The 16,078-nt window shown below is 50.0% G+C and carries 11 protein-coding genes and 1 pseudogene; 7 read left to right on the top strand and 5 right to left on the bottom strand.

What is annotated here, in order from left to right; genetic code table 11:
- Positions 1-133: 133 nt before the first annotated feature.
- The 7 genes and pseudogenes from ACYVB1_RS10885 to ACYVB1_RS10855 all read left to right on the top strand — a co-directional run bounded on the left by ACYVB1_RS10885 (position 134) and on the right by ACYVB1_RS10855 (position 9,526).
- Complete coding sequence (locus tag ACYVB1_RS10885; RefSeq protein ID WP_460923603.1) at positions 134-1,894, top strand: AMP-dependent synthetase/ligase; 1,761 nt, start codon at positions 134-136, stop codon at positions 1,892-1,894.
- Positions 1,895-2,200: 306 nt separating this feature from the next.
- A complete protein-coding gene (locus tag ACYVB1_RS10880; protein ID WP_460923602.1) occupies positions 2,201-2,635 on the top strand; it encodes a MarR family winged helix-turn-helix transcriptional regulator in 435 nt (144 codons plus the stop codon).
- Positions 2,636-2,659: 24 nt separating this feature from the next.
- On the top strand, positions 2,660-5,062 hold the full coding sequence (locus ACYVB1_RS10875) for a 3-hydroxyacyl-CoA dehydrogenase/enoyl-CoA hydratase family protein (RefSeq protein WP_460923601.1): 2,403 nt from the start codon (positions 2,660-2,662) through the stop codon (positions 5,060-5,062).
- Positions 5,063-5,161: 99 nt separating this feature from the next.
- Entirely contained in the window at positions 5,162-6,340 is a 1,179-nt protein-coding gene (locus ACYVB1_RS10870) for an acetyl-CoA C-acyltransferase (protein ID WP_460923600.1), read from the top strand.
- Positions 6,341-6,377: 37 nt separating this feature from the next.
- Positions 6,378-6,736 (top strand): annotated as a pseudogene (locus ACYVB1_RS10865) (four helix bundle protein).
- Positions 6,737-6,795: 59 nt separating this feature from the next.
- Entirely contained in the window at positions 6,796-8,595 is a 1,800-nt protein-coding gene (locus tag ACYVB1_RS10860) for an acyl-CoA dehydrogenase family protein (protein ID WP_460923599.1), read from the top strand.
- 172 nt (positions 8,596-8,767) lie between these two features.
- Positions 8,768-9,526: a glycosyltransferase family 2 protein gene (locus ACYVB1_RS10855; RefSeq protein WP_460923598.1), complete on the top strand. Its 759-nt coding sequence runs from the start codon at positions 8,768-8,770 to the stop codon at positions 9,524-9,526.
- Here the strand turns inward: ACYVB1_RS10855 and ACYVB1_RS10850 are convergent.
- The 5 genes from ACYVB1_RS10850 to ACYVB1_RS10830 all read right to left on the bottom strand — a co-directional run bounded on the left by ACYVB1_RS10850 (position 9,514) and on the right by ACYVB1_RS10830 (position 15,998).
- Positions 9,514-10,926 (bottom strand): hypothetical protein, encoded by a 1,413-nt coding sequence (locus ACYVB1_RS10850; protein ID WP_460923597.1) that lies wholly within the window; start codon positions 10,924-10,926, stop codon positions 9,514-9,516. The genes ACYVB1_RS10855 and ACYVB1_RS10850 overlap by 13 nt on opposite strands.
- Before the next feature lie 274 nt (positions 10,927-11,200).
- The gene (recG, locus tag ACYVB1_RS10845) at positions 11,201-13,300 is read right to left on the bottom strand and encodes an ATP-dependent DNA helicase RecG (RefSeq protein ID WP_460923683.1); all 2,100 of its coding nucleotides are present in this window, start codon (positions 13,298-13,300) and stop codon (positions 11,201-11,203) included.
- Positions 13,301-13,544: 244 nt separating this feature from the next.
- Positions 13,545-14,165 (bottom strand): gliding motility lipoprotein GldD, encoded by a 621-nt coding sequence (gldD, locus tag ACYVB1_RS10840; RefSeq protein ID WP_460923596.1) that lies wholly within the window; start codon positions 14,163-14,165, stop codon positions 13,545-13,547.
- Complete coding sequence (gene gldE / locus ACYVB1_RS10835; RefSeq protein WP_460923595.1) at positions 14,125-15,495, bottom strand: gliding motility-associated protein GldE; 1,371 nt, start codon at positions 15,493-15,495, stop codon at positions 14,125-14,127. Before gldE ends, gldD begins: the two co-directional genes overlap by 41 nt.
- Positions 15,496-15,521: 26 nt before the next feature.
- On the bottom strand, positions 15,522-15,998 hold the full coding sequence (locus tag ACYVB1_RS10830; RefSeq protein WP_460923594.1) for a single-stranded DNA-binding protein: 477 nt from the start codon (positions 15,996-15,998) through the stop codon (positions 15,522-15,524).
- Between the last annotated feature and the right edge of the window lie 80 nt (positions 15,999-16,078).

Below are 16,078 nucleotides of genomic sequence, written 5' to 3'. Positions count from 1 at the left end.
TGTCTCTGGCAGTGGCAGACTTAGAAAAAATAATTAAAATGCATAAAGGATACAACAAGAAAGGTGATTACATACTTTCCGTTGTACGGCACGTAATTTTTTAAAGCACAGATTCGACTAACAGACACATCGTATGAATATTACCCGAACATTAGACCTTCTGCCTTACCAGTTGCAGCACTTTCCGCAGCCTGATTGCCTTGCTGCCAAAGTGAACGGCACATGGCAAAAGTACAGCACGCAGGATGTGCAGGACTATGCAAATAAAGTGAGTTTAGGCTTGCTGAAAATGGGTATAGGAAAGGGGGATAAGGTCGCTATTATCTCCTTCAACCGGCCGGAGTGGGTGCTGGTTGATTTTGGTATACAGCAAATAGGCGCTATCAGCGTGCCGCTCTACCCAACTATTACCACAGAGGACTATCGCTATATCCTGAATGATGCCGATGTCAAAGCAATTTTTGTTGCTGACAATACGCTCTATAACAGGGTGACAGCAGCTACAGAGGGCATGGAAGGTATCAAAGAAATCTATACGTTTGATAATGTGCAAGGCGCCAGGCAATGGACAGAGGTAGTAGAGATGGGCACCGGCAGCGATGTGCAGCAACTGGAACCCTTGAAGGCTGCTGTGCAACCAGAGGATATACTGACCATCATCTATACCTCCGGTACCACCGGTAATCCGAAGGGCGTTATGCTGACGCACAGCAACCTGGTGAGCAACGTGCTGGGCGTTATGCCTATTGTACCGGTAAACCACACGCACCGGGCGCTGAGCTTTCTGCCGCTTTGCCACGTTTTTGAGCGGATGTTGCTGTACCTGTATTTCAGAATAGGTATCTCTATTTACTATGCTGAAAGCATTGAGAGAGTAGCTGACAACCTAAAAGAGGTGAAGCCGCACATCTTTACCACTGTTCCGCGCCTGCTGGAGAAGGTGTATGACCGGATTGTGGCCACAGGCATGGAGTTAACTGGTGTCAAGCGCAAGCTTTTCTTCTGGGCCCTGGAGCTTGGCCTGAAGTACGACACGCAGAAGGACAATGGCTGGTTCTACAACCAGCAACTGGCACTGGCAAACAAGCTTATCTTTAGCAAATGGCGTGAAGCGCTGGGAGGCAACGTAATTGCCATTGTTTCGGGTGGTGCCGCCCTGCAGCCGCGCCTGGCCCGGGTGTTCTGGGCGGCCAACATGCGGATAATGGAAGGCTATGGCCTAACAGAGACCTCTCCGGTAATTGCAGTGAACCGCTTTGAGCCTGAAAATAACATGATCGGTACGGTAGGTATGACCATTGATGGCGTGGAGGTGAAGATTGCCGAGGAAGACGGCGAGGTGCTGACCCGCGGTCCGCACGTTATGAAAGGCTATTACAAGAAGCCGGAACTGACAGATGAAGTGATTGACAAAGACGGCTGGTTCCACACCGGTGATATCGGTACGCTGGTAGAGGGCAAGTACCTGAAAATTACAGACCGTAAAAAAGAGATATTCAAGACTTCAGGTGGCAAGTATGTAGCGCCACAGCCAATAGAGAACAAGCTGAAGGAGTCGGTGGTGATTGAGCAGGCAATGGTAGTAGGAGCCGGGCAGAAATATGCCGCTGCGCTTATTGTGCCGTCGTTCCTGGGGCTGCAGGACTGGTGTTCGCATAAAGGAATTCAGTATACCTCTGATGCGGAGATGGTGTCTCACCCTGAGGTGCTGGAGAAGTACAGGCGGGAGGTAGCTAAGACTAACGAATCGCTGGCCCAATACGAAACCATCAAGAAGTTTAAGCTGGTGCCTAAGATGTGGACGGTTGAAAGCGGTGAACTAACGCCAACGCTGAAGGTGAAGCGTAAAGCAATCACCGATAACTACCAAAGCCTGATTGATAGCATGTATTAACACATAGGCACAGTCTTCTGTACCTGCAAAAAACAGTGGCTGATATGAAGAAGCAAACACATCGCTTAATGCGTTGCAGTTCTGTTTCGCGTAGTTAGCACTTATATGAACTGAAATCCCCGCCTGCCACGGCGGGGATTTTTTGTTGCCTCTTTTTTTCGAACCAATGCCTATATATTCCGCTGCGCTTCATGCATATCGGAAAAACTTCCGTATTAAATTTTATGCATGCAGCTAAATTTTTACCTGAATTAGTATGCAAGCATAACATTTTTTTATATATTTGGTATACACCATTCATCATACATGAAGCCGGAAGAAACTGTAGACTACAACTTTAAGGTGTGCTGGCATGCTATCTCGCGTATGTATAATACCGAGGCAGCCAAAAGCGGAATCACCACATCCATTGGGTTTGTGTTGCTTAACATAGATCAGCAACAAGGCACACCTGCTACTAAAATTGCTCCATTGCTAGGCCTGGAGGCCCGCAGCCTGACCCGTATTCTCAAGAGCATGGAAGATGACAACTTAATTTATAAGGTGTCTGATGCGCGTGATAAGCGACTGGTGCGCATTTTCCTGACGGAGAAAGGCTTGGAGAAAAAAGAAATCTCACGCCAGACGGTAAAGCAGTTCAACAATAGGGTGCGCCAGGAAATACCGCAGGAAGAACTGGATGTGTTTTTTAAGGTATGCGCCCAGGTGCAGCAGATGATAGAAAATAAAGTGATTTTTTAATCCATAGACAACTATAGCCATTCTATGAAAAGAATAATAAAGAAGGTAGCGGTACTTGGCTCCGGCGTAATGGGTTCCCGGATTGCCTGCCACTTCGCCAACATCGGCGTAAAGGTGCTGCTGCTGGACATCGTTCCTAAAGAACTGACGGCGGATGAGGAGAAAAAAGGCTTGACGCTGGAGAACAAGAATGTGCGCAACCGCATTGTAAACAGTTCTTTGCAGGCAGCCGTTAATTCAAACCCGTCGCCGTTGTACCGCAAGTCTGATGCCCGCCTGATTCAGACTGGTAATTTTGAAGACAACATGAAGGATATTGCCACGGCCGACTGGACCATAGAAGTGGTGGTGGAGAACCTGAAAATCAAGAAAATCGTGTACGACCAGGTGGAGCAGCACCGCAAGCCGGGCACACTCATCTCCTCCAACACATCCGGTATCCCGATTCACCTGATGCTGGAAGGCCGCTCTGATGACTTTAAAAAACACTTCTGCGGCACGCACTTCTTTAACCCGCCCCGCTACCTCAAATTGCTCGAGATTATTCCAACACCGGAAACAGACAGAAAGGTAGTAGATTTCCTGATGCACTACGGCGACCTGTACCTGGGCAAGACTACAGTGCTGGCCAAAGACACGCCGGCTTTCATAGCCAACCGCGTGGGTATCTACGGCATCATGCAAACACTCAAGGCTATGGAGAAAACAGGGCTGACCATTGATGAGGTAGACAAAATCACAGGACCAATTGTCGGGCGGCCAAAGTCAGCTACTTTCCGAACACTGGATGTAGTGGGTCTGGATACCACCGTGAACGTAGCCAATGGGCTGTACCAGGCAGGGGAGAAGGACGAGTCCAGAGACCTGTTCAAAATTCCGGACTATGTGCAGAAGATGGTGGAGAACAAGTGGCTGGGAGACAAAACCGGCCAGGGCTTCTATAAAAAGACCAAAGACGCCAAAGGCAAAACCGAAATCCTCACGCTGGACCTGAACACCATGGAGTACGGGCCAAAGCAGAAGATGAAGTTCCAGAGCCTGGAGGCGCTGAAGCCTGTGGAGGATTTGCGCAAGCGTATCCAGGTTTTCTCCAGGCAAACCGACAAGGCCGCCCAGTTCTTCAGCGAGACGCTGTTTGGCCTGTTCCAGTATGTGAGCAACCGTATCCCGGAAATTTCTGACGAACTGTACCGCATCGATGATGCCCTGCGTGCCGGCTTTGGCTGGGAACTTGGACCGTTCGAATACTGGGACGCCATCGGTGCCCGCGAAGGCGTGCAGCGTATGATTGAGGCTGGATACGAGCCGGCGCCTTGGGTAGAAGAGATGCTGAACCAGAAGAAGGAGTCCTTCTACATTGTGGAGAACGGCACCCGCCGCTACTACGACATCGAAACCAAAGAATACAAAGCCATACCTGGTGCCGAGAATTTTATTATACTGAATAACCTGCGCGGCAGCAAAACTGTGTGGAAAAACAGCGGCGTATCGCTGATAGATTTGGGTGATGGTATCCTCAACGTGGAGTTCCACACCAAAATGAACACCATTGGCGGCGATGTGGTGGCTGGCCTGCACAAGGGAGTAGACATTGCGGAGAAGGAATTCAGGGGCATGGTGGTTGGCAACGAGGCAGCCAATTTCTCGGCAGGAGCTAACGTGGCGCTCATTTACATGTATGCCCTGGAGCAGGAGTATGATGAGATTAACTTCATGATAAAGCAGTTCCAGGATGCTATGATGCGCATGCGCTACTCGGCTATACCAGTGGTGGGTGCGCCGCACGGCCTGACGCTGGGCGGCGGCTGCGAACTGAACCTGCACTGCGACCACGTGCAGGCAGCTGCTGAGACTTACATGGGCTTGGTGGAGTTTGGCGTTGGCCTGATACCAGGCGGTGGCGGTACAAAAGAGATGACCCTGCGTGCGGCCGATATGTATGCCGAGGGCGACATCGAGTACAACGACCTGAAGAACGTGTTCCTGACTATCGGTATGGCCAAAGTATCTACCTCAGCAAAAGAGGCGATAGATTTAGGCTACATGCGCAGGGGCGACGGCATTACCATCAACAGCAACCGCCTGATTGCCGATGCCAAAGCGCAGGCTATCCTGCTGGCGGAAGAAGGATATACCCAGCCGGTGCAGCGAACCAACATCAAAGTACAGGGCAGAGGCGCGCTGGGTATGTTCCTGACAGGAGCCAATGCCATGTACACGGGCCGCTACATGTCAGCGCACGACCTGAAGATTTCGCAGAAACTGGCTTATGTGATGTGCGGTGGCGATTTGTCTGCCCCAACCGAGGTGAGCGAGCAATACCTGCTGGACCTGGAGCGCGAAGCCTTCCTGTCACTTACAGGCGAGCGCAAAACGCTGGAGCGTATCCAGAGCATCCTGACCACAGGCAAACCGCTGAGAAATTAAGATTAAATGGTTTTATGCTGGTGCCTTAAAAAGGTACGAGCTGCAAGCTCGCACCAGCGGACAATAAACAACCATATAACAATTTAGCAATCAAGAGATATGAACAATGCATATATCGTAGCCGGATTTCGTAGCGCGGTGGGCAAAGCGCCCCGTGGTGTTTTCCGGTTTACCAGACCCGATGACCTTGCTGCTAATGTCATCAAGCACTTAATGAGTACGGTACCTGCTCTGGACCCGGAGCGTGTGGACGATCTGATTGTGGGGAATGCCGTGCCGGAAGCGGAGCAGGGCTTGCAGATTGGACGTATGATTTCGCTGCTGTCGCTGCCGATGTCGGTGAGTGGCATGACCGTGAACCGTTACTGCGGCTCCGGCCTGGAAACCATTGCCATTGCAGCGAACCGTATTTCGGCGGGCATGGCCGACTGCATCATAGCGGGTGGTACCGAATCGATGTCGATGGTGCCGACTGCTGGCTGGAAGACAGTGCCGAACTATAAAATAGCGAGCAAAAACCCGGACTGGTACCTGAGTATGGGCTTAACAGCCGAAGCCGTGGCGAATGATTACAAGGTTTCACGTGAAGACCAGGATGAGTTTGCTTTAAAGTCGCATCAGAAGGCGCTGAACGCGATAGAGAAAGGCTACTTTAAAGAGCAGATCGTGCCAATAACGGTAGAAGAGACTTACCTGGACGAAAACGGGAAAAAGAAAACCCGCACCTATGTAGTAGATACAGACGAAGGGCCTCGTGCCGACACCTCTTTAGAGGCGCTTGCGAGACTGAAGCCGGTTTTTGCGGCAGGCGGTACAGTTACAGCTGGTAACTCCTCCCAGACATCAGACGGTGCTGCCTTCGTGATTGTAATGAGCGAGCGCATGGTGAAGGAACTGAACCTGGAGCCCATCGCCCGCCTGATAAGCTACGCCACAGGGGGTGTTGATCCGCGCATCATGGGTATGGGCCCGATTGCCGCCGTTCCGAAAGCCCTGAAGCAGGCAGGCATGACGCTGAATGATATTGACCTGATCGAGATGAACGAAGCCTTTGCTGCGCAGTCTATCGCCGTGATGCGCCACTTGGATTTTGACCCGGACAAACTAAACGTGAGCGGCGGTGCCATCGCATTAGGTCACCCGCTCGGCTGTTCCGGTGCCAAACTCAGCGTGCAGCAGTTCTCCGAGCTTCGCCGCTTAGGCAAGAAGTACGGCATTGTAACTGCCTGCGTAGGCGGCGGGCAGGGCGTTGCGGGAGTTTATGAGCTTTTAAAATAGACACAAGACACAGGACGTAAGACATAAGATTTTTTGCATGCACAATTTTAAGGAGTTGATTATTTGGAAGGAGGCAATGGATTTAGCGAAGTCCATTTATCAAACAACTTCCTTATTTCCTGCAAATGAAAAATATGGTCTTACATCTCAGGTTAACAGGTCAGTAGTTTCTATACCTTAAATATTGCCGAAGGAGCAGGGAGAGGCTCAGATAAAGAGTTTAACCAATTCCTGAATATTGCTTTAGGGTCTGCATTTGAGCTTGAAACACAGTTGCTTTTAGCTCAGTCTTTAGGGTTTATTGACGAGAGCAGGTTAAATGCACTATTGGAACAGCTTCGCAAGATTCAAAGAATGATTGACGGGTTTAAGAAAAAATTAAGTAAACGAGAATAGGAGCAAGTCTTGTGTCTTGTGTCTTATGTCTTATGTCCAAAAACATAAAAGACAAGAAAATGGCAAATACAACAGAAAACAACGCTGCCGTCATTCAGGGCGGCGAGTTCCTGATAAAGGAAACTAATCCGCAGGATGTGTTCATTCCTGCTGAATTCAATGAAGAGCAGCGCATGATGGCCCAAACTTGTAAGGACTTTGTGCGCGATGAAGTGTATCCGTTGCTCGACCGACTGGATAACCACGAGGAAGGCCTGATGGAGAACCTGATGAAAAAGGCAGGAGAGCTAGGGCTGTTTGCGGTATCCATCCCGGAGCAGTACGGCGGCCTGAACATGGACTTCAACACAGCCTTGCTGGTAACAGAGTCAGTAGGAGGTGGGCATTCATTCCCGGTTGCTTTCGCGGCACATACAGGTATCGGTACGCTGCCAATTCTGTACTTCGGTACAGAAGAGCAGAAGCAGAAGTACATCCCGAGACTGGTGAGCGGCGAGTGGACATCGGCTTACTGCCTGACAGAGCCAGGCTCTGGCTCTGACGCACTGGCGGCTAAAACCAAGGCTGTGCTGAACGAAGCCGGTACACATTATATCCTGAACGGCCAGAAAATGTGGATCACGAATGCTGGCTTTGCCGATGTGTTTGTAGTATTCGCGCAGATAGACGGCGATAAGTTTACGGGCTTTATTGTAGAGCGTGGTTTCAAAGGTGTGAGCCTGGGCAATGAGGAGCACAAAATGGGTATCAAAGGTTCTTCAACCCGTCAGGTGTTCTTCGAAGACTGCGAGGTTCCGAAAGAAAACGTTCTGGGCGAAATAGGGAAAGGACACTTGATAGCTTTCAACATCCTCAACATAGGCCGTATCAAGTTGTGCGCGGCTACACTTGGTGCTGCCAAGCATGTGGCTGACCTGTCGGTGAAGTACGCTAACGAGCGCCACCAGTTCAAGCTGCCTATTTCCAAGTTCGGTGCTATCCGCTATAAGCTGGCGGAGCAGGCTATCCGCATCTATGCCGTGGAATCTGCCCTTTACCGTTGTGGTATGGACATATATAGAAAAGAGCAGGAACTGATGGCAGGGGGTGCCAACGAGAACGAGGCCCTGATGGGAGCTGCCCGTGAGTTTGCCGTGGAGTGTGCCATCCTGAAGGTGGAAGGATCCGAAGTGCTGGATTACGTGGTAGACGAAGGCGTGCAGATATACGGTGGCTACGGCTTCTCAGCGGATTACCCAATGGACCGTGCTTACCGCGATTCCCGCATTAACCGAATCTTTGAAGGGACCAACGAAATCAACCGCATGCTGACGGTAGACATGATCCTGAAGAAAGCCATGAAAGGCGAACTGGACCTGATGGGTCCTGCGCAGGCAGTGCAGCAGGAGCTGATGGAAATACCTGATTTTGGTGCAGAAGAGGAGCAAGGGCTGTTCACAGCAGAGCACAAAGCCATCCGAAACCTAAAGAAAGCCATCTTGCTGACAGCCGGTACGGCAGTGCAGAAGTACATGAACTCGCTGGCGAAGGAGCAGGAAGTACTGATGAACATCGCCGACATGGCCATCAAGACTTACGTGGCAGAGTCAACACTGCTGCGCGTGGAGAAGCTGGTGAGCCAGAAAGGGGAGGAGGCTGCAGCCAACGAAACAGATATTGTGCGTGTGGTGGTTAACGATGCCGTTGATACTGCCTTTAAGGCAGGTAAAGAGGCTATTGCCGCTATGGCTGAAGGAGATGAACAGCGCCTGCTATTCATGGGCCTGAAGCGCTTTACTAAGAAGGACCTGTACAATACTAAAGAAGCCCGCCGCCGCATAGCAGCCGCTATGATAGAGGCAAACGAGTTCGTTTACTAACCTGACATTTTGATATTGGAAAGGCTATCACTGCTGGTGGTAGCCTTTTTATTTTTTGTAGTATAATTCGTGTGTTATAAGAATATCTGAGAAAATATTTTTCTGATATTTGACATTCGAAAGTCTAACTCCCGTACTGTGTGGATAAGCACCCTGAGTATTGAATAAAACTATGAATGTAACATGTTTAATTCCTTTCTTTAATGAGAGGGAGCGCATTGCACATGTGCTGAAGGTTATAACACGAATTCGCCGGATTGGGCAGATTCTGTGTGTGGATGATGGGTCAACAGATGGTACAGCAGATTATATCAAAGCAAACTGGCCCCAGGTGCAGGTCGTGCAGTTACAGCAGAACCAAGGCAAGGCGGCCGCTATAAAGTACGCCCTTAAGTATGTGAAGCATGAACTGATTCTGATGATGGACGCCGACCTCCAGGAACTTAGGGTAGAGGAAATAGAAGCTGCCATCGAGGCTTTCCACGCGCAACCGGCTATTGATATGATCATCCTGCGCCGTATTAATTCTCCGTGGTTTGTGCGGTGGTACCGCAGCGATATCCTGCTGTCTGGCGAGCGCCTCATCAAAAAGTCAGATTTAGAGCAGGTAATGAAACTGGGGATACAGCGGTACCAGCTAGAAGTAGGTATAAACCGCTATATGCTGCGGCACAAGAAAGTAGTACGTTGGATGCCTTGGTCTGCCATGAACACCTATAAAGTAGACAAGTTGGGTGTGCTGGACGGCTCTAAAAAGGAATTTAAGATGTACGTAGAGATCGTCTCTTTTGTAGGGTTCTCGCACATGCTGCTGCAGCTGGCTTCTTTCACCAAAAAGCTCCAGCACAAGCAGCACATAGGTAAAAACACTGCTAAGTCAAAATCAACTTATACGCCGGACTTCCAGGATATAAAAACCTACTTTAGCTGAATTCGGCTTAGTCTCAGGTTCTCTGCTCTTTGGCTTGGTCGCGCTACTGCTACTATCTGTTTGTCGCTGAGCCAGGCAGTGAAGTCTTTCACGTAAGCCAGGTCTTTGTCATTTGCGATGTTCAGTCCAACAGCTTTGGGAGCGCTGGCCTTTCCTGATTTTGCATCGACCTGCCGAAGGTACAAATCGTTTTTCCCCTTAAGTTCTTCCAGTGTGAGTAAGTGCAGGGTATTGCCACTGAGATAAGCATTATATGATATGCTGGAGAAAGCCTCGTCGGCAGGTGCCTGCTGGTGCTTCATCAGCACTGCATTCCAGTCTTTGGTCATGTACTCATCGTACGAAAACAGGTGTAGTTCTTTGGCAAAGAAAGGAGCATCTTTTCCTCCCTCTGTATACTTCTTCTCGGCCATCACGATGAGCTGCTGCTCCGGCGACAGGAACAGGTCCGACAGGTAAATGTCCTCCAGGCGGCTGGGCTTGTTGCCGCTGCTCTTGTCCAGTGAATTTACCTGCGAAAGGTAGTCAGCCGTAAATTTGAACTCCTCCGCAAACACCATGTCCTCCGCCTCAAAATCAAATTTTACTGCCTTCAGGCTGTGATATTGGCCTTTAGGTTCTTCAGCAGTTATGACTGCACCGTAAAGTGTACCGTTAGGCATCAGCTTAAACTTAGAATCCAGTATGTAAACCGTCGTTCCACTAAATACGCCTCCTACCAGCACCGACATCACCTGAACTTCATCGCTGCCAGGCGTGTATCGCCTTGCGGTCAGGCGTTTCATCTTATCTGAGATAAGGTTAATGTATTGCTCTCCGCTGTTGCCGACCTGCACATCTGCCGAGAGGATGTTATAGATGTCCTGCAGGTTATACCGGGTGTCTTCAATCTTTTGCAGCTTATCATCATACAAGGTACCACTGATGTCCTGTATCTGGTAGGTGCTGTTGGTATGGTAGCGGTAGGCCAGCAGTTTAGTGCCGTCGGCCGAGGTGGCTACACTTGCCCGGCGGCTTTTAGCCGGGGCTTTCAGCAACAGGGCGCTTTCCTGCTTTTTGCCTGTGCGCAAATCAATGCGGTGCCCGTACAGCTGTTGCACTCCCTGGCCATTGTCTGCACGGTGTGTTACCACTGTAGCGGCCTCCTGGCTTGCTGCGAACGCTTCTATGGTTTCAGAGTTTGCCAGCTTTACCTCTGCCGCCCACTGCTTCTTTAGGTTTGCACCATACTTTTCTACTGTGTATGCATCTGCCGCGCTTCGGCTCAGAATAACAAACTCATCGGTGCCTACAGGAATTGTTTTGTGGGGCACGCGCTGGCTATAGCGTTCTTTGCTCTGGTCAGGCAGGTAGGAAAAGGCTACAGACGGTTTTCTTCTGAACTGGGCATTTGTTTGCATAGGTTGCCATAGCAGAGCCAGGAGCAGAAGCGGAAGTATGATAAGCTTTTTCACGGGCAAAATAAGGGTAAAGTAAATTTTGGGTTAGGAACTGTTGCTCAATATAGCACAAAGCTATTGTTTCTCGTGGAACGATGCCCACAATACAATTCGTGCGCATCCTAATAAATAAAGATATAAACGAAATGACAGTTTGTGCGCCAGGTACTGTATTATTTTGGGCAGCATAAATGATTTGCCTTTAGAGGAAACTAATACCTGCGCCTGCTGAGCCTTAGCTGATGCGGCTCCAGTTCACGGTGTTAGCACTAAGCGACTGTATATGCTGCCGGATGTTCTGGTTCTGGGGCTGCTCCAGCTGTGGATCAGCTTGCAGCACGCGCTGTGCCGCAGTCCGCGCCTCCTGCAGAATAGGAGCATCTTTGGTTAGGTCAGAGATAAGCAGGTCCAGTACACCACTCTGCTGCGTGCCCATCAGGTCGCCGGGGCCACGCAGTTTCAGGTCAATGTCGGCAATCTCAAAACCGTTGTTGGTGCGCACCATAGTTTCGAGGCGTGTTTTGCTGTCCTTGCTGAGCTTGTAGCCTGTCATCAGGATGCAATAACTCTGCTCGGCACCCCGGCCCACACGGCCACGCAGCTGGTGCAGCTGCGACAGGCCAAAGCGCTCGGCACTCTCTATCACCATTACAGAGGCATTGGGTACGTTTACGCCTACCTCAATCACCGTGGTAGCCACCATAATGTGCGTTTCGTGCTTCACGAACTGCTGCATCTCGTAGTCCTTGTCCTGCGCCTTCATCTTGCCGTGCACCATACTTACTTTGTACTCCGGGAAGGCACGTTTCACGCTCTCGTAGCCATCCATCAGGTCCTTGTAGTTCTCCATCTGCTCCGACTCTTCTATGAGCGGGTACACGATGTAAATCTGCCGGCCCAACTTTATCTGTTCCCGGATAAACTGGAACACGCGTAGCCGGTGCGAGTCGAAGCGGTGTACCGTTACAATCTCTTTACGCCCTGCCGGCAGCTCGTCTATCACCGACACATCCAGGTCGCCATACAAGGTCATGGCCAGGGTGCGCGGAATGGGTGTGGCTGTCATCACGAGCACGTGCGGGATAACGCGCGGGTTCTTACGCCACAGCTTAGAACGCTGCTCCACACCAAAACGGTGCTGCTCGTCCACAATGCAGAGGCCCAGGTTATGGAACTGCACTACATCTTCCAGCAACGCATGGGTGCCCACAATCATTTTCATGTCGCCGGAGCGCAGTTGCTCGTGCAGCACCTTACGTTCTTTAGCTTTCGTGGAGCCTGTTAATTTGCCAATGTTTATCCCAAGGCTGTCGGCGTAGGCTTTCAGGCCCACATAGTGCTGGTCTGCCAGGATCTCGGTAGGGGCCATCAGCACAGATTGCGCTCCATTATCTGCCGCAATCAGCATGGTGATGAAGGCTACAATGGTTTTGCCGGAGCCCACATCGCCCTGCAGCAGGCGGTTCATCTGTTTTCCTGCGGTAAGGTCTTTGTAGATCTCCTTTACCACCCGCTTCTGGGCATTGGTCAGGTCGAAGGTGAGGTGGTTTTTGTAAAACTCGTTGAGCGTAGGCACCTGGCTGAATACCTGTCCCTGCAGGTCTGCTTTGCGCACAAGCTTCTGCCGGAACAGGCGCAGCTGTATGTAAAACAGTTCCTCAAACTTCAGCCTGAACGTGGCCGCTTTGTACTTGTCCGCAGATTCCGGGAAGTGAATGTTGAGGAGCGCATTGCGCTTGTCCATCAGCCGGTAGTGGTCAATCAGTTCCGGCGACAGCGACTCCTGCACGTTTGGCAGGGCTACCTTCAGCAGCATCTCCATCATTTTACCGATGACCTTGCTATCGATGCGGTGAGCCTTCAGCTTTTCGGTGGTATGGTAAACGGGCTGCAGAAAGGAGGTTGTCTGCTTCTCTTCGCTTAGTTCCTCCAGTTCCGGGTGCGCCATGTTAAACCTGCCGTTGAAAGCAGTTGGCTTACCAAACACAATGTAATCAGTGTGGTTCTTCAGCGTTTTCTGCATCCACTTCACCCCTTTGAACCATACCAGCTCCATCTGGTCGCCGTTCTCATCCACCAGGGTAGCCGCCAGGCGCTGCTTTCTTCCTTCGCCCAACAGTTCCTTTCCCCGTATGCGGCCGCGCACCTGCACGTAGGGCAGGCTCTCGTCCAGTTCTGCAATTTTGTAGAACTGCGTACGGTCGAGGTAGCGGAAAGGGTAGTGCTGAATTAGGTCTCCGTAGGTGAAGATCTGCAGTTCTTTCTGCAGCAGCTCCGCCCGCATCGGCCCCACGCCCTTCAGGAATTCAATCTTTGTATGGAAGAAGTTGTTCAATGCCTCTGGCTGGTGGTTTAGACTACTGTACAAAGATAAAAGACAAAGGACAAAAGACCTTGAAGTATATTTCTAAAGTCTTTTGTCCTTTGTCTTCGTAGTGTGTTCCTGTTACTCTCTGTCGTTGTTGGTGTTTTTCACCAACAACTTTTGCTTTGCAGCAGCCTATCCTGTTTGTTGTTGGTGGAAAACACCCAAAATGGCGCATCATACATTTTCTATTACAGGTAAAGAATCAACAGTTCTACTGTTTATCCTTCCACTCCAGCGTATTCAGCAGGTGCACGATGTCTTTTTTTACATATTCAATAACCGGTGCCAGTGAATCATTTTGCGTAGCGGTGCGGAAATACAAAGCGCCGCGCAGGAAGTGATCGGTAGAGTCAGTAACATAGAACTGAAACTGGCTGGGTACTTCGCCCTCTAACTCAAATATAGAGGCGATGTCGCCTGAAGGCGTCTTGATCTGGCTTTCCTCAATGGCATAAGCTTTTATCTGGTGCTTCGCCGTTAGCTTACGGGAGTCCTCCATCAGGTCATTCAGCATTTTGTCGCCGTTAATGCTTTTGTACGTAAGCTGCACATTGGCTCCCAAGCTAGGATAGATGATATTTATCCAGTGAGGTTGCGCAATGCCAGAAGAGTCAGGGCGTATTTTAGCGTGCTCTGAGAACTCGAAAGTATACGGGTGCGCTTCTTGCAGTGGCTGGTAAGCCGCTTGCGGAAGGTCGATGCGGTTATACCCTTTTGGTTTTGGGGTGTATTCTGCTGTTCCGCAGGCTGCCATGGCCGTTGCCAAGCAAACCCATAAAAATACCTGTAATTTAACTAACCCTTTGGTAGTGCTCTTTTTTACTTGCGACATTTATCTTAACTCGTTTTACGCGCTTAAAGTCCGCCGACTCTACGGTAAAATGAAAATGACCGTAGGAAACTTCCTCGCCTACGCGCGGAATTCGGGAGAACAGCGCCAGCATCAATCCAGCCACCGTTTCGTTCTCCTCTTTTACCTCGTTGAAGGCATCGAACGGTACTTCTGCTATCTTACAAAAGTCGTGCAGCGATGTCTTTCCATCAAAGATAAAAGTATTTTCGTCGAGTTGTGAATAGATAATATCATCGTCGTCATCGTACTCATCGTTAATTTCGCCCACAATCTCCTCCACAATATCTTCTAATGTGAGCAAGCCGGAGGTGGCACCATATTCATTTACCACAATAGCCATATGCACGTGCTTGGCCTTAAACTCCTGGAATAAGTCAGAGATGCGCTTGGTTTCGGACACAAAAAAAGGCGGGCGTACCAGTTTTTGCCAGTTAAAATCTGCGCCCTTGTTAATGTGAGGGAGCAGGTCTTTGACGTAGAGGATTCCCTCAATCCTGTCGTTACTTGTAGTATAAACCGGCACTCTGGAGTAGCCCCACTGTACAATCAAAGGCAGCAATTCAGGAAGTGTCATGCAGCTGTTAAAGGCATTTACATCAACACGGGGGCGCATTATCTGCTTTACCGTGATAGAGCCGAAGTTTACAACGCCACGCAGAATCCGGCGCTCTTCCGGTGATGTCTCCTCGTTTGTTAAAGCTAAGTCCAGACTTTGGTGCAGGTCCTCGATGGTTTGGTTGTACCCATTTACCATGTAGCGCTTTTCTATATAGCCACTAATGGCCATCAAAAGGGAGGAAAATGGCCGGATAGGCAGTTCGAGCCAGTGCAGGACAGAAGCTGTTCTGGTTACAATACCCAATCTTCTTTTCTGCACATACACCTTCGGAAGCACTTCCCCGCAAAATACAATGAAAAAAGTGGCGAACAGCATACAGGCCACCATCACACCGGCGGGAAGCGCCATTGTGCCAAACACCTGCCAGGCCACATACGCAAACAGCGTAATGATGCTGACATTGATGCCGTTGTTAAGAATAAGGATGGTGGTAAGAAGCTTACGCGGGTTCTGCAGGAGCTGGTATACACGTTGTTCTGCAGGCGACTTGCTGTTTTTGCACTGCTCCAGTTCCTGCTCTGAGAGAGAGAAAAATGCTGCCTCTGCCCCCGAGATGAGGGCAGAGAACAGCAACAATATAAAGCCGGCCAGTATGGCGGCTATGTATTCAAATCTGAGTTGTGTAAGCGAACTTTGCAGTATCTGAAGTAAACTATAACTCAGGGGGTCTCCGGAATCTATACTGTCCAAGATCTATTCATTTAGTGAAACATAGGTTAGAACGGCAGGTCATCCGGCTCGTCGTTCTGGAAAGCCGATGCTCCGCCGCCAGTGGCTGTTGCGCCACCGCCATAGTTGCCGCCTGATGAGGAGGCAGAAGACGAAGAAGACTCCTGGTAATTTCCGCCACCGCCGTTGTCGTTGCGGCCGCCTAACATGGTCATGTTGTCGGCAACAATCTCTGTGCTGTAACGCTGGATGCCCTCTTTGTCCTGGTAGTTGTTTGTTCTAAGCCGGCCTTCAATGTACACAGAGTTACCTTTTTTCAGGTATTTCTCAGCCACTTCAGCCAGACCTCTCCAAACCACGATGTTGTGCCATTCTGTTCTTTCCTGGCGCTGCCCGCTTTTGTCTTTGAACGTTTCAGAGGTAGCCATTGGGAAACGGGCGACAGCTACACCGCCTTCAAGGTGACGTACTTCCGGGTCTTTGCCCAGGTTTCCGATCAAAATCACTTTGTTAACACTTGCCATGTCTTTTTACGATAATATTTAGTTAAATGGGCTACTCCAGCAACCAAGCTGGAGGCAATATGGCTTACTGAAAAAGATAA

The sequence above is a fragment of the Pontibacter brevis genome (assembly GCF_054779655.1).
The sequence above is the reverse complement of the archived record's forward strand: the minus strand, read 5'-3'. Positions and strand labels throughout refer to the sequence as shown.

Bases quoted from the DNA above. Each gene is read 5' to 3' on its own strand.
- ACYVB1_RS10885 (WP_460923603.1), top strand. From the start codon at position 134: ATGAATATTACCCGAACATTAGACCTTCTGCCTTACCAGTTGCAGCAC.
- ACYVB1_RS10880 (WP_460923602.1), top strand. From the start codon at position 2,201: ATGAAGCCGGAAGAAACTGTAGACTACAACTTTAAGGTGTGCTGGCAT.
- ACYVB1_RS10875 (WP_460923601.1), top strand. From the start codon at position 2,660: ATGAAAAGAATAATAAAGAAGGTAGCGGTACTTGGCTCCGGCGTAATG.
- ACYVB1_RS10870 (WP_460923600.1), top strand. From the start codon at position 5,162: ATGAACAATGCATATATCGTAGCCGGATTTCGTAGCGCGGTGGGCAAA.
- ACYVB1_RS10860 (WP_460923599.1), top strand. From the start codon at position 6,796: ATGGCAAATACAACAGAAAACAACGCTGCCGTCATTCAGGGCGGCGAG.
- ACYVB1_RS10855 (WP_460923598.1), top strand. From the start codon at position 8,768: ATGAATGTAACATGTTTAATTCCTTTCTTTAATGAGAGGGAGCGCATT.
- ACYVB1_RS10850 (WP_460923597.1), bottom strand. From the start codon at position 10,926: ATGCAAACAAATGCCCAGTTCAGAAGAAAACCGTCTGTAGCCTTTTCC.
- gldD (WP_460923596.1), bottom strand. From the start codon at position 14,165: ATGTCGCAAGTAAAAAAGAGCACTACCAAAGGGTTAGTTAAATTACAG.
- ACYVB1_RS10830 (WP_460923594.1), bottom strand. From the start codon at position 15,998: ATGGCAAGTGTTAACAAAGTGATTTTGATCGGAAACCTGGGCAAAGAC.